The sequence below is a fragment of the Herbidospora sakaeratensis genome, from assembly GCF_001570525.1.
Taxonomy (GTDB): domain Bacteria; phylum Actinomycetota; class Actinomycetes; order Streptosporangiales; family Streptosporangiaceae; genus Herbidospora; species Herbidospora sakaeratensis.
The window spans coordinates 589,178-601,595 of the sequence record NZ_BBXC01000010.1; the positions used below are offsets into that span (position 1 = coordinate 589,178).

13 protein-coding genes and 1 pseudogene are annotated in these 12,418 nt (G+C 69.6%); 6 read left to right on the forward strand and 8 right to left on the reverse strand.

All coding sequences use genetic code 11. From position 1 onward, the window contains the following. Nucleotides 1-126 precede the first annotated feature (126 nt). The 4 genes and pseudogenes from AW271_RS15800 (at nucleotide 127) to AW271_RS15810 (ending at nucleotide 2,602) form a co-directional block, all read left to right on the forward strand. Entirely contained in the window at nucleotides 127-483 is a 357-nt protein-coding gene (locus AW271_RS15800) for a GAF domain-containing protein (RefSeq protein WP_157520885.1), read from the forward strand. Between the two features lie 62 nt (nucleotides 484-545). Continuing rightward, complete coding sequence (locus tag AW271_RS15805; RefSeq protein WP_063813827.1) at nucleotides 546-1,265, forward strand: ANTAR domain-containing protein; 720 nt, start codon at nucleotides 546-548, stop codon at nucleotides 1,263-1,265. 4 nt (nucleotides 1,266-1,269) lie between these two features. Further along, a pseudogene (locus AW271_RS43265) lies at nucleotides 1,270-1,461 on the forward strand (STAS domain-containing protein); the annotation flags it as partial. 76 nt (nucleotides 1,462-1,537) lie between these two features. After that, on the forward strand, nucleotides 1,538-2,602 hold the full coding sequence (locus AW271_RS15810) for a quinone-dependent dihydroorotate dehydrogenase (RefSeq protein ID WP_062337433.1): 1,065 nt from the start codon (nucleotides 1,538-1,540) through the stop codon (nucleotides 2,600-2,602). Here the strand turns inward: AW271_RS15810 and AW271_RS15815 are convergent. The 6 genes from AW271_RS15815 to AW271_RS15840 all read right to left on the reverse strand — a co-directional run bounded on the left by AW271_RS15815 (nucleotide 2,573) and on the right by AW271_RS15840 (nucleotide 8,136). Further along, nucleotides 2,573-4,144: a beta-N-acetylhexosaminidase gene (locus AW271_RS15815; RefSeq protein WP_062337548.1), complete on the reverse strand. Its 1,572-nt coding sequence runs from the start codon at nucleotides 4,142-4,144 to the stop codon at nucleotides 2,573-2,575. The two genes, AW271_RS15810 and AW271_RS15815, sit on opposite strands and share 30 nt — an antisense overlap. A gap of 15 nt (nucleotides 4,145-4,159) precedes the next feature. Continuing rightward, entirely contained in the window at nucleotides 4,160-4,987 is an 828-nt protein-coding gene (locus tag AW271_RS15820) for an N-acetylmuramoyl-L-alanine amidase (protein WP_062337435.1), read from the reverse strand. Between the two features lie 93 nt (nucleotides 4,988-5,080). Next, nucleotides 5,081-5,320, reverse strand: a complete 240-nt coding sequence (locus AW271_RS15825; protein ID WP_062337437.1) for a hypothetical protein — start codon at nucleotides 5,318-5,320, stop codon at nucleotides 5,081-5,083. A 79-nt stretch (nucleotides 5,321-5,399) separates the two neighbouring features. Continuing rightward, nucleotides 5,400-6,497, reverse strand: a complete 1,098-nt coding sequence (locus AW271_RS15830) for a LacI family DNA-binding transcriptional regulator (protein WP_062337439.1) — start codon at nucleotides 6,495-6,497, stop codon at nucleotides 5,400-5,402. Between the two features lie 246 nt (nucleotides 6,498-6,743). After that, entirely contained in the window at nucleotides 6,744-6,947 is a 204-nt protein-coding gene (bldC, locus tag AW271_RS15835; RefSeq protein WP_013133571.1) for a developmental transcriptional regulator BldC, read from the reverse strand. 322 nt (nucleotides 6,948-7,269) lie between these two features. Beyond that, complete coding sequence (locus tag AW271_RS15840; protein ID WP_062337441.1) at nucleotides 7,270-8,136, reverse strand: DUF8083 family protein; 867 nt, start codon at nucleotides 8,134-8,136, stop codon at nucleotides 7,270-7,272. Between the two features lie 127 nt (nucleotides 8,137-8,263). Between AW271_RS15840 and AW271_RS15845 the strand changes: the two genes are divergently transcribed. Continuing rightward, nucleotides 8,264-9,349, forward strand: coding sequence for a Leu/Phe/Val dehydrogenase (locus AW271_RS15845; RefSeq protein ID WP_062337443.1), 1,086 nt, complete (start codon nucleotides 8,264-8,266; stop codon nucleotides 9,347-9,349). 151 nt (nucleotides 9,350-9,500) lie between these two features. Continuing rightward, nucleotides 9,501-9,737, forward strand: a complete 237-nt coding sequence (locus AW271_RS15850) for a DUF3073 domain-containing protein (protein ID WP_062337444.1) — start codon at nucleotides 9,501-9,503, stop codon at nucleotides 9,735-9,737. 216 nt (nucleotides 9,738-9,953) lie between these two features. On the opposite strand, the gene purM is transcribed toward AW271_RS15850, so the two are convergent. Together purM and purF are read right to left on the reverse strand one after the other, a co-directional pair. Continuing rightward, nucleotides 9,954-10,979, reverse strand: coding sequence for a phosphoribosylformylglycinamidine cyclo-ligase (gene purM / locus AW271_RS15855; protein ID WP_062337446.1), 1,026 nt, complete (start codon nucleotides 10,977-10,979; stop codon nucleotides 9,954-9,956). After that, nucleotides 10,976-12,412: an amidophosphoribosyltransferase gene (gene purF, locus AW271_RS15860; protein ID WP_062337448.1), complete on the reverse strand. Its 1,437-nt coding sequence runs from the start codon at nucleotides 12,410-12,412 to the stop codon at nucleotides 10,976-10,978. Before purF ends, purM begins: the two co-directional genes overlap by 4 nt. Nucleotides 12,413-12,418: the final 6 nt, after the last annotated feature.

Consider the following 12,418-nt stretch of genomic DNA (forward strand, 5'->3'; position numbering starts at 1 on the left):
ATGCCGAACGGTTCGGGCGAAAAACCTGAGTTGGGCTAGTCGCGATCAAGAGAGGCCACTACGCTTGGCCAGCAGTGAATCCGCCGTGTGTCCGCGGGCCTTTTCTCATTTCATTGGGGTGGCTACGTGTCGGGGCCCGGCGTTGAGTTCCTGCTCGCCAATGTGCTGCAAGGTGTCGCCGACCTGTCCGGGGTCGACGGGGCCGCCCTTCGCCTGCTCGACGACTCCGATCGGCTCCGCATGATCGGAGCCACCGACGAAGACGGCTGGGTGCTTGAACGCGCGGGCTGCTCGGCCCTGTCCGTTCCCCTGGTCGAGGGCCGAGAAGTCATCGGGGAGCTCACTCTCTACACGCACGAGCGTCACGAGTGGAGCCGTTCCGAGGTGGAAAAAGGCGCGCGTCTGGGCGAGCTCGTCGTCGTCGCTCTGGAAGCCATGGCCGGGGGCAGGACTGAGTCCTCCGCCTCTGGGCAGGTGAGATGACCACGAAGCTACCTCTCCACGACCGCGCCGGCGCACAGGTGAGGTTCACGGGAGGATACGGAATGACCCATATCGATCCAGAAGCGCTCGTCGCGAGCCTGCGGCGAATGCAGAAGGCCGCTCCGGCGACCGGGATCGTGTACCACCTTGAGCGGATCGTCCAGGTCGTCGACCGGATCTTCGGATATTCCGGGGCCGGCCTGATGTTCGCCGACCCCGATCGCACCCTGCGATACCTGTTCGCCACCGACGAGGCGGGACGCAGCCTCGAACACGCCCAGGCGACCGTCCAGGCGGGGCCCTGTGTGGCCGCGTACACGACGGACGACGCCGTGACCACGTACGACGTCCGGAAGGACGACCGCTGGCCCGATCTCGCGGCGCTGCTGCACCCCGATGTGCGGGCCGTCGCGGGGGTGCCGGTGCGTCTCGGCGGAGAGCCCGTCGGAACGCTCAACGTCTACCAGGACACCACCCACGACTGGGAGGAGTCCGACACCGAGGCGTTGCACGCCTACGCCCATGTGATCGAGCAGGTCATCGCCGCCGCCGTCGAGGCGGAGGAGAAGTCCCAGCTCGCCGACCAGCTCCAATACGCGCTCGACTACCGAGTGGTCATCGAACGGGCCATCGGCTACCTGATGGGAAAGCATGACCTGACCGCCAGCCAGGCCTTCACGGGCCTGCGCAAACAGGCCAGGGACAGTCGCCGGAGGGTTGCCGATCTGGCCGCCGAACTGCTCGGGGAACAGGGTCGTGGAGATCCGGACCACGCGATCTGACCTGATGACCACGATCATCCTGCAAGGTGATCTCGACGTCTTCGGCGCCGTGGAACTCCGCCGCGCCGTCTGGAGGGCCGGGCGGGCCGCGCATCTGCGGCTCGACCTGGCCAAGGTGACGTTCATCGACGTCGCGGGCGCCCGGACCCTGCTCTGGGCGCACCGCAGGGCCCGCGGGCGGGTCTCCATCGCGAACCCGCCCGAGGGGGTGCTCCGGTTGTTGCGGCTGCTCGACTTCGACCGGTACGTCGAAGTGGATACGCTGGCCGGTGATGTCGTACCGAATGTTCTTCACGTGGGTCCTGCGCCGCACCGACGCGGAGAAGATCCACCATCTGACGATCCGACTGCTCGCGACCCTGTCGGTCCTGCCGGTCGTGAAGCGGATCCTCCACGCCGTTCTGGCCCCCCGTGACGAGTCCCTCCGGGTCCGGGCGTTCGGGGTGCACTTCCCGACGCCGTTCGGGCTCGCGGCCGGGTTCGACAAGAACGCCGAGTGTGTCCCGGCGCTGAGCGCGCTGGGCTTCGGCCACGTCGAGGTCGGCACGATCACGGCTCACGCCCAGCCCGGCAACGCCCGCCCGCGCCTGTTCCGGCTGGTCCCGGAGAAGGCGATCATCAACCGGATGGGCTTCAACAACGAGGGCGCCAAGATGGCCGCCCGGCGGTTGAAGCGGGTCCGCGGGGTGCCCGCGGTGGTCGGGGTGAACATCGGCAAGACCAAGGTCGTGCCCGAGGAGGAGGCGACCCGCGACTACGTCGCCAGCGCCCGGGTGCTCGCCGGGCTGGCCGACTACCTGGTCGTCAACGTCTCCTCGCCCAACACGCCGGGGCTGCGCAACCTGCAGGCGGTCGACCTGCTGCGCCCGCTGCTGACCGAGGTCAAGGCGGTCGCCGGCCGCACCCCGCTGCTGGTGAAGATCGCCCCCGACCTGGCCGACGAGGACATCGACGAGGTCGCCGAACTCGCCGCCGAGCTGGGCCTGGCCGGCATCATCGCGACCAACACCACGATCAGCCGCGCGGGCGTCTCCAGCACCGAGACCGGCGGCCTGTCCGGCCGTCCGCTGAAAGACCGGTCACTCGAGGTGCTGCGCCGCCTCCACGCCAAGGTCGGCGACCGCCTGGTGCTGGTCTCGGTGGGCGGCGTCGAGGACGTCGACGACGTCTGGGAGCGCCTGCTGGCCGGCGCCACGCTGGTCCAGGGCTACACCGGCCTGATCTACGGCGGCCCGCTGTGGGCCTGGGACATCAACCGGCAGTTGTCCCGCCGGCTGCGTCGCCACGGTCTCTCTTCGGTACGCGACCTACATGCTCGGGCGGGTCGAGTCGGCTGACAACGTCAGCCGGTCGAGATGGCGCATGACGGCGGCCACGTCGTTCCGGCCCGGGGTGTGGGGGCGTGAGCGCTGCCACGGCTTCGGGCCGTCGAGCGGGCGGTAGTTGACGCCCACGGCGTCGAGGCGGCCGAGATGGTGTTCCAGGCGGCCCGGGAAGTCAGGGGCGGCCGGGCGGCCCGTCCAGGCGATCTCGGCCATCGCGCAGCCCCGGGGCCACGCCTTGTAGTCGAGGGTGCGGCCGTCGGGGATGTGCTCCGACCACAACTGGAACTGCGCGCCCAGGTGGCCCGAGACGTCGAAGGCGGCGACGTCGGCCACGGTGATGGTCTCGCCCAGCGCGGCCGGTTCGTCGGCCGAGGCGGCCTCGGCGTAGTCGAAGTAGAGCGGGAACACCGGCGTGAGCACCACGTCATGGCCTGCGGCGGCGGCCCGCCGGGCGACGTTCATGCCCCGCCAGGGCATCACGATCGTGTCCTCGCGCAACCTGCCGCTGACGAACGCCTCGTCCCACACCACCGCCCGGCTGCCCCGCTCGGCCAGCAGGTCGGCCAGCCGCCGCAGGAACCAGGCGTGCAGGTCGGCGGGCGTGGCCAGGCCCTGCTCCCGCTGGAAGGCCGTGATCTCGGTGGACGCGGCCCAGGCGTCCAGCACGCACTCGTCGCCGCCGATGTGGAAGAACGGGGTGTCGCCGAGCGCGCCGAGGATCTCGTCGACGACCGTGGCCAGGAAGTCGATCGTCTTCGGCAGCGGGGCGAGGATCGCGGGGGAGATGCCCCACCGCTCCAGGACCCGGTGCCGCTGCGCCGGGTCGGCGCCGAACTCCGGGTAGGCGGCCAGGATCGCCGACGCGTGGCCCGGAACGTCGATCTCCGGCACGACCGTGACCGCCCGATCCCGGGCATAGGCCGCGATCTCCCGCAGATCGTCGAGCGTGTAGAAGCCGCCGTGGGGGGTCGCGTCGTAGGTCTCGGGCTCGCCCTTGCGCGAGGTGATCGTCTGGGCGCGGTGGGAGCCGATCTCGTGCAGGCGCGGATAGGCCCGCGACTCGACCCGCCAGCCCTGGTCGTCGGCCAGGTGCAGGTGCAGCCGGTTGAGCTTGTGCATCGCCAGCAGGTCGATCATCCGCAGCACGTCGTGCTTGGGCAGGAAGTGCCGGGAGACGTCCAGGTGCGCGCCGCGCCACGAGAGCGCCGGAGCGTCCTCGACCCGGACGCACGGCACGTCGTATGCGGAAAGCGGCGAAACGGCGCGGAAGGCGTCGTGGGGGAGCAGCTGGCGCAACGTCTGCGCGGCGTAGAAGGCGCCCGCGGCGTCGCCCGCGACGATCTCGACGCCGTCGGCCGTCACGGTCAGCGTGCACGACTCGGGGGCGCCGTGGCGGCGTACCGAGACCGGGTGGTCGCCGGCGACGGGGCCGAGGGTCGCGAGCGCCCGCCTGACCGGGTCGGCGAGGTCTCCGGCGACGCCGAAACCGGGCGCGAGCCGGAACGCGCCCGGGAGGAGATCGACGGACCGGGGGGCAGGCAGGAAGTGGCGCATGCCCTCGATCATGGGCTACTTCAGGTAGGTCTGGAAGCTGCCCGCCAGCGCCTCGGCGAGCTCCTGCCGCCACGAGGAGCTCTTCATCTTGGCGGCGTCGCCGGCGTTGCGCATGTTGCCCGACTCGATGAAGACCTTCGGCACCGTCGACAGGTTCAGCCCGCCCAGGTCGGAGCGGTAGTCGAGGGCGTTCTTGCCGATGTAGTTGGCGTAGGGCATGCCGGTCTGCTTCTTCACGGCGTTGCGCACGGCGAGGCCGAGCTTGGCCGACTTGGCGACCACCGGGTCGACCGGGCCGTTGATCTTCTTCGGCATGATGACGTGGAAGCCGTGGCTGGTCGAGCCCGCGCCGTCGGCGTGGATCGAGATCGCCAGGTCGGCCTTGGCCTTGTTGCCGATCGCGGCGCGCTGGGTGATGCACGGCCCGACGCCGGTGTTGTTCTCGCGGGTCATCTTGACCGTGGCGCCCTCGGCCCGCAGCAGCTTGGCGAGGCGGACCGAGACGTCCCAGGTGAACGCGGCCTCCGAGTAGCCGTCGTTGGTCGCGGTGCCGGTCGTGTCGCAGGCCTTCTTCTGCGTCAGCACGTCGACCTGCTTGTTGATGACGTCGGGGCGCTTGTAGTTGCCGCCGTTGTGGCCCGGGTCGATCACGATGACCTTGCCCTTGAGCGCCTTGGCCGGCGCCTGCGCCTGGGCGGGCGCGGCGACCGCCTCAGAGGCCGTGGTCTTGGCGACGGCGGCCGGGGCAGACTCGGCACCCGCGGCCACCCCGCCACCGCACGCGGCGGTCCCCAGACCGATCACGGCCAGAGCGGCGGCGGCGAGCGCCGGACGAGTCTTCATCACGGTGGGTCCTCTCGCAGGCGGGCACTACAAGCACCCAACCTACGCGTTCCCTGGCCGTGACCTGGCCGTTATGTGAGTAAAGGATGCAAATCACCCAGAGCTCAGGTCCTGGACCTGCAGCAGGGCCGCCAGTTCGCGGGCCTCCTCGGCGTCGAGACCGAGCACGACCCGGGGACGGCCCCACGGGTGGTCGATCGAATGCGCCACGTAGCTGGCCACGGATTCGTCGCCCGCCTCGGCGCGGCCCCGGGAGTGGCGCCAGTGGCCCCAGGCCCGTTCGAGTTCGGCCGCCGCGCGCTGGGCACAGGAGACCAACTCAGGATCACGCATTGAATTCCCCCAGATCTTCACCGTCCGGCGTCGTGGCCCGAGTCAACACGGACCGTGACCCGACGCCGGACCGGTTGACCTAGCTTTGGGAATCCTTTGGCGCGGGACCAGTGCTGCGGCGGGTGATCAGCTGCGGCGTCACCTGGCGCAGGCGGGAGTTCTTGCCGGGCTCGGAGATCCGGTCGCTGAGCAGCGCGGCGGCCGAGCGGCCCATCGCGCGGCGCGGCTGGTCGACCGAGGTCAGCGAGATGTGGTGGACGGCGGCCAGGTGGGTGTTGTCGTAGCCGACGACCGACAGGTCTTCGGGGACCCGCAGCCCGAGTTCGCTGGCGGCGGTGAGCACCCCGAGGGCGACGACGTCGTTGGCGGCGAAGATGGCGGTCGGCCGGGGGTCGCGCTCGAGCAGGGCCAGCGCCGCGCGGCGGCCGCCCTCTTCGGTGAAGTCGCCGTGCTCGACCATGATGTACGGCGCCAGCGCGTGACGGCGCATGGCCACCAGATAACCCTCGCAGCGGCAGCGGGCCGCGGAGGAGGGGGCGCCCTCGATGTGGGCGATCCGGCGGTGTCCGAGCTCGACCAGATGGTCGACCGCCAGACGCGCGCCGAGCTGGTCGTCGTCGACCACGATGTCGACGCTCTCGAGGTCGACGTCGCGTTCACCGACGACGACGGTGGGCGTGTAGGCGGCGGCCTCGGCCAGCGTGTCGCTGGACGGGGCGACACCCAGCAGCACCAGCCCGTCGACGCGCAGTTCGAGGAAGGCCTCGACGGCTTCGTCCTCGAACGCCGGGTCGAACCGGCCGGAGCCGATGAGCAACCGCAGGCCCTCACCGTGGAGGCTCTCCTGGAGGCCGTCGAGGAACTCGGCGTAGAACGGGTTGTGCAGGTCGGCGACGAGGGCCCCGACCAGATGTGTGCGGCCTTCGACGAGACTGCGGGCGACGGCGTTGGGCCGGTATCCCAGCTCCCTGGCCGCCTGCAGAACCGCCTCCCGGCGATGTTCGCTCACATGAGGTGAGCCGCGAAGGACCAGCGAGACCAGGGACTTAGAGACGCCCGCGCGCTCGGCTACGTTGCGAATCGTCGGCCGTGGCCGTGGACTGAATCCGTCGAGTCCGGTAGGTCCGGGTACCGCGATGTCGCGCCGGGCAGTGGTCTGCATGGACGGTCCTGACATGGTTCTCCCCACGATGCGCGGATGTGCACCTGCCAAGAAGAACGATCGAGAGCCGAATAAGGTACGGCCGACTTGTCTCGATCCTTGAGAAAGCTGTCAGGACGAAGCGGGAGGGGCCACGGAACCGTGAGGGTTGGCGCCGGGCGGGCGGCGCCTTTCCACACCCCTACTGCAGGTGTGCGGCTGTTGGACGCGCTCACTCACGCGAGCGCGCCATCCCCCTCGTGGTTGCGACCCCCCGCTGCGTTACTCCGAACGCTGCTGCGGAATCCCCGCCAGCAGCGCCCTCACCTCGGTCTCCCGGTAACGCCGGTGCCCACCGAGCGTGCGGATGGACGTCAACTTGCCGGCCTTCGCCCACCGCGTGACGGTCTTGGGGTCGACCCGGAACATCGTTGCGACCTCCGCCGGGGTGAGCAGTGGCTCTGCCTCGGGTGTACGAGCTGACATTTGTGCGGCCTCTCCTCCGTGTGGACCGGCGACAGCGATCCTGCGACTTATATCTGCGCTTGTCACGGGATGTCCCTCAATGATCCATAACGTGCGGTTTCACGGACCATTTGCGGCATCACCCGATGTGACCATACAGCCACGTAGCGCGATTGGCGAGCCCTCTGGGCACAACGTCTCGACCACGTGTTGATGTCACGCTCGGTGATTCTAGCGACACGTTTCGTGGTATCGCAGTGAAAACGGCAAACTACTCAGTTCGCAGTTGTGAGATCGTGCATCTCCTGACCCAATGTTGCAGGTCAGCGTCGGGTGATTACGGTCAGTTAGCCGATTCGAGGCTCTGCACCGACCGCCAGCGGAGGATCACCCGCTGGTACATGGCGAAGGCAAGTTCTTCCTGACCGTTGTCCAAACCCGTGAGAGCGGCGGCCAGCTCGGCGACCGACTGGTCGGCCTGCAGGGTCTCGTCGTCCATGAGGTGGACGATGCCGCCGTAATCGAGCTCCACCAGCGAGTGGGGGTGGAACTCCTCGAGCCAGCGGCCCACTTCCTCGACGTCGGTCAGCGTGTCGACGTCGCCCACGTGACGGCGGATGACCACCAGGGCGCGGGCCACCCGCTTCCTGGCCTGGGCCATCGAGGTGACGTAGAGCATGTTCCTGGCCGGGGCCATGGTCACGCCGGTGGACGACTCGGGCTCCTGCTCGCCGCGCAGCACCAGCCAGCGCTCGGCGGAGTCGAACGGCACGAACCAGGGGGTCGGCACGTGCCAGGTGCTGGTCATGATGTGGGTGCGCAGCGAGGGCTCGCCGCGCTTGAAGGCGTCGAACTCGTCGGCGGTGTGCTCCGCCACCGGCGGGGGCACGAACCGGTTGGCCAGCTTGGTCGGCAGGCTGCCCCGCCACGAGGCGAAGGCCAGCCACGACCGCAGCCGGGTCTGCCACGGGCAGACGTAGAGGACGCCGTCGACCCGGCGCAGATAGGCGTTGTGACTCTCCGCCGCCGGCGCCGGGGCGGGCGGGACCCGCAAGAGCCGGCGTAGTGACTCCTCGTGCTCCACCGCGAGGGCGCCCGCACGGCGGGGCCGCCGCGGATTCTGGGCATAGGCGTTCCACCGAAGGCGATCCTGCTCGGAGAAGGCGCTCAGCGGCTCATAGACGCGGAGATACGCGGCGTAGGGCAGCACAACGGCATCGTGCCATGCCACGCCGCGTCACGCATTGGGCGGCGTTCCGTAATCCATGATCGTCGCTACGCTGGAAGTGGAACCGCCGCAACGGGGCGGCGGACAGAGACGATCAGGAGTCACCAAAGTGACCGACGTCTTCGGGCTTTCCCACAAGGATCAGACCCGTCACGAACAGGTCGTGTTCTGCGCCGACGACAAGTCCGGCCTCTACGCGATCATCGCCATCCACAACACCGCCCTCGGCCCCGGCCTGGGTGGAACACGTTTCTATCCCTACCCGGACGAATCCGCCGCGCTGGCCGACGTGCTGAACCTGTCGCGGGCGATGGCGTACAAGAACGCGCTCGCCGGCCTCGACCACGGCGGCGGCAAAGCGGTGATCATCGGCGATCCCGCGACCGACAAGTCCGAGGCCCTGCTGCGCGCCTACGGCAAGTTCGTCCAGTCGCTCGGCGGGCGCTACTACACCGCCTGTGACGTGGGCACCTACAGCGAGGACATGGACGTCATCGCCCGCGAGTGCTCCTACGTCACCGGCCGCACCCCGGCCAACGGCGGCGCCGGCGACAGCTCGATCCTCACCGCCTACGGCGTCTACCAGGGCATGCGCGCCGCCGCCCGGCACGCCTTCGGCGAGACCTCCCTGCGCGGCCGCCGGGTGGGCGTCGAGGGGGTCGGCAAGGTGGGTCACCGGCTGGTGGAACACATTCTCGACGAGGGCGGCGAGGTCGTCGTCTGCGACGTCGACGAGCTCGCGGTCGGCCGCATCCGCCAGCGCCATCCCCAGGTCGAGGTCGTCGCCGACGCCGCGGCCCTGAAGCGGAGCGACCTCGACGTGTATGCCCCCTGCGCCCTCGGCGGCGCGCTCGACGACACGGCCGTGGCCGAACTCCGGGCCAAGATCGTCTGCGGCGGGGCCAACAACCAGCTCGCCCACCCCGGGGTCGAGAAGCAACTCGCCGACCGCGGCATCCTGTACGCCCCCGACTACTTGGTGAATTCGGGGGGAGTGATCCAGGTCGCTGATGAGATCGCCGGATTCGACATGGACAGGGCGAAGGCGCGGGCGGGTCAGATCTTCGACACGACCCTGAAAATCTTCGCCATCGCCGATGACGAAGGCGTTCCACCGGCCGTCGCAGCAGATAGGCTGGCGGAGCGCAGAATGTCGGAAGTCGGACGGCTTAGGGGTATTTGGCTGGGCCGGTGACCGCCGACGCGCATACGGCGTACCGAGCGGGGCGCAAAACAGGTACGGTTGTAGGCGAACGAATGGCTGACGTCCAAAGTCAGGTGGCGTCAGTGCGTGGTGCGTTAGCGACGAGGGGTCGGGCACGACCCCGCATGAGGGGGTCGAGCCAATGGGGCGCGGCCGAGCCAAGGCCAAGCAGGTCAAGGTTGCCCGCCAGCTGAAGTACAACAGCGGCGGCACCGATCTTGAGCGCCTGCGCGCGGAGCTCGGAGTCGAGGAGCATGTCGATTCCGACCGCACAGACGAACCCGACCCTTATGACGAGTTGGCCGAGCGGTACGCCGACTACGCCAACGTCGATGACGAGGATGATGAGGACGACTCCTCATCCGGGGGCCGTCGTTGAGCGGCACCTGACCCAGCGTTGATCACGCCCGGCGCGGTTCGCCACGCCGGGTGTTTTCCGCGCGACCTCGTGAGGGTCCCGCGCTCCGGGTGACCGGAGTGCATACAGCCATTTCCATACGAGACCGAAAGCGCCGCCCGGTGGCAACCAACCGCCAGGCGGCCTTTCGTGTTTCCCGAGCCCGGCGGCCGCCGCCGGGCTCTTCGCGCATGGTGATCAGCGGTATCGCGCTTCGCCCGTGCCCGGCACGATCTCGCCGAGCACCCAGGAGGGCACGCCGCGACCGGCGAGCAGTTCCAGCGCCTTGCCGGCGTCTTCCGCCGGGACGATCGCGGCCATGCCGACGCCCAGGTTGAAGGTCTTGTCGAGCTCGGCCCCCGGCACCTTCCCGGCCTCGCCGAGGACGGTGAAGACCGGCGGGACCGTCCACGACGAACGGTCGAGAACGGCGTCGACACTCCCGGGCAGCGAACGGGCCAGGTTGGCGGTCAGGCCGCCGCCGGTGATGTGGGCGTAGGCCCGCACCGGCACGTGGCGGGTCAGGGCCAGGCAGTCGAGCGAGTAGATCCGGGTGGGTTCGAGCAGTTCCTCGCCCAGGGTCCGGCCGAACTCGGCGACGTGCGACTCCAGATCGAGACCTGCCGTCTTGATGATGTGGCGGACCAGGGAGTAGCCGTTGGAGTGGACCCCGGATGACGCCATGGCCAGAACCACGTCACCCGCGCGCACCCGGTCGGGGCCGAGGAGCTCGTCGGCCTCGACCACGCCGGTGCCGGCGCCCGCGAGGTCGTATTCGTCGGCTCCCATCGCGCCCGGGTGTTCGGCGGTCTCGCCGCCGACCAGGGCGCAGCCGGCCTGGCGGCAGCCCTCGGCCACGCCGCCGACGATCTCGGCGATGCGCTCGGGCACCACCTTGCCGCAGGCGATGTAGTCGGTCATGAACAGCGGCTCGGCGCCGCAGACCACCAGGTCGTCGACGACCATGCCGACCAGGTCGATGCCGATCGTGTCGTGCTTGCCGAGCTTGGAGGCCAGCATGACCTTGGTGCCGACCCCGTCGGTCGAGGTCGCCAGCAGCGGCCGGCGGAACTTCAGCAGCGCCGACACGTCGAACAGGCCGGCGAACCCGCTGGCGTCGTCGACGACCTCGGGACGCCGGGACCGGGCCACCTTCGACTTCATCAGCTCGACGGCGCGGTCACCGGCCTCGATGTCGACACCGGCGGCGGCGTACGAGGTCATGCGCGGGCCTCCAGGACGTACTTGCCGACCTTGTCCTGGTCGATCGGGATGGGGTAGCTGCCGTCGAAGCAGGCCCGGCAGAGCTTCTGGGCCGGGATGGTGGTGGCCTCGGTGAGGCCCTCCATCGAGATGTAGCCGAGGGAGTCGGCGCCCAGGTGCTCGCGGATCTCCTCGACGTTCATCGAACCGGCCAGCAGCTCGGCGCGGGTGGCGAAGTCGATGCCGTAGAAGCAGGGCCAGGCCACCGGCGGGGCCGAGATGCGCACGTGGACCTCGGTCGCCCCGGCCTCGCGCAACATCTTCACGATCGCCCGCTGGGTGTTGCCGCGCACGATCGTGTCGTCGACCACGACCAGGCGCTTGCCCTGGACGATCTCCTTCAGCGGGTTCAGCTTCAGCCGGATGCCGAGCTGGCGGATCGTCTGGGACGGCTGGATGAAGGTCCGGCCGACGTAGGAGTTCTTCACCAGGCCCTGGCCGTAGGGGATGCCGCTCTGCTCGGCGTAGCCGATCGCGGCCGGGGTGCCCGACTCGGGGGTCGGGATCACCAGGTCGGCGTCGACCGGGTGTTCCCTGGCCAGCCGGCGGCCGACCTCGACCCGGGTCGCCTGGACGCCGCGCCCGGCGATCGTGGTGTCGGGGCGGGCCAGGTAGACGTACTCGAACAGGCAGCCCTTGGGGTCGGCCGGCGCGAACCGCTGCGACTTGACCCCGCGCTCGTCGATGGTGAGGAGCTCACCGGGCTCGACCTCGCGCAGGAACGTCGCGCCGACGATGTCGAGGGCCGCCGTCTCGGAGGCCACCACCCAGCCGCGCTCCAGACGGCCCAGGACGAGCGGACGGATGCCCTGGGGGTCGCGGGCCGCGTAGAGCGTCTTCTCGTCCATGAAGACGAGTGAGTAGGCGCCGCGCACCGCCGGGAGCAGGCGGGCCGCCGCGTCGTCGATCGGCTCGTCGCGGTCTTTGGCCAGGATGGCGGTGAGGATCTCGGTGTCGGTGGTGGCCCTGGTGGTGCCGGGGGCCACCCGCTCGGCGAGCTCGCCGGTGTTGATCAGGTTGCCGTTGTGGGCCAGCGCGAGGCCGCCCACGTCGGTCGAGCTCAGTGTGGGCTGCGCGTTCTCCCACACACTCGAACCGGTGGTGGAGTAGCGGCAGTGGCCGATGGCCAGGTGTCCCTTGAGGGTGCCGAGGATCGACTCGTCGAAGACCTGGGCCACCAGGCCCATGTCTTTGTAGACGAGGATGCGGCTGCCCTCGCTGACCGCGATGCCCGCGGACTCCTGCCCGCGGTGCTGCAACGCGTACAGCCCGTAGTAGGTGAGTTTGGAGACGTCCTCCCCCGGAGCCCAGACGCCGAAGACGCCACAGGCGTCTTTCGGGCCTTGGTCGAGGGGGTCAAGGTCATGGCTCAGATGGCCGTCGCCCTTCAGCACATGCTT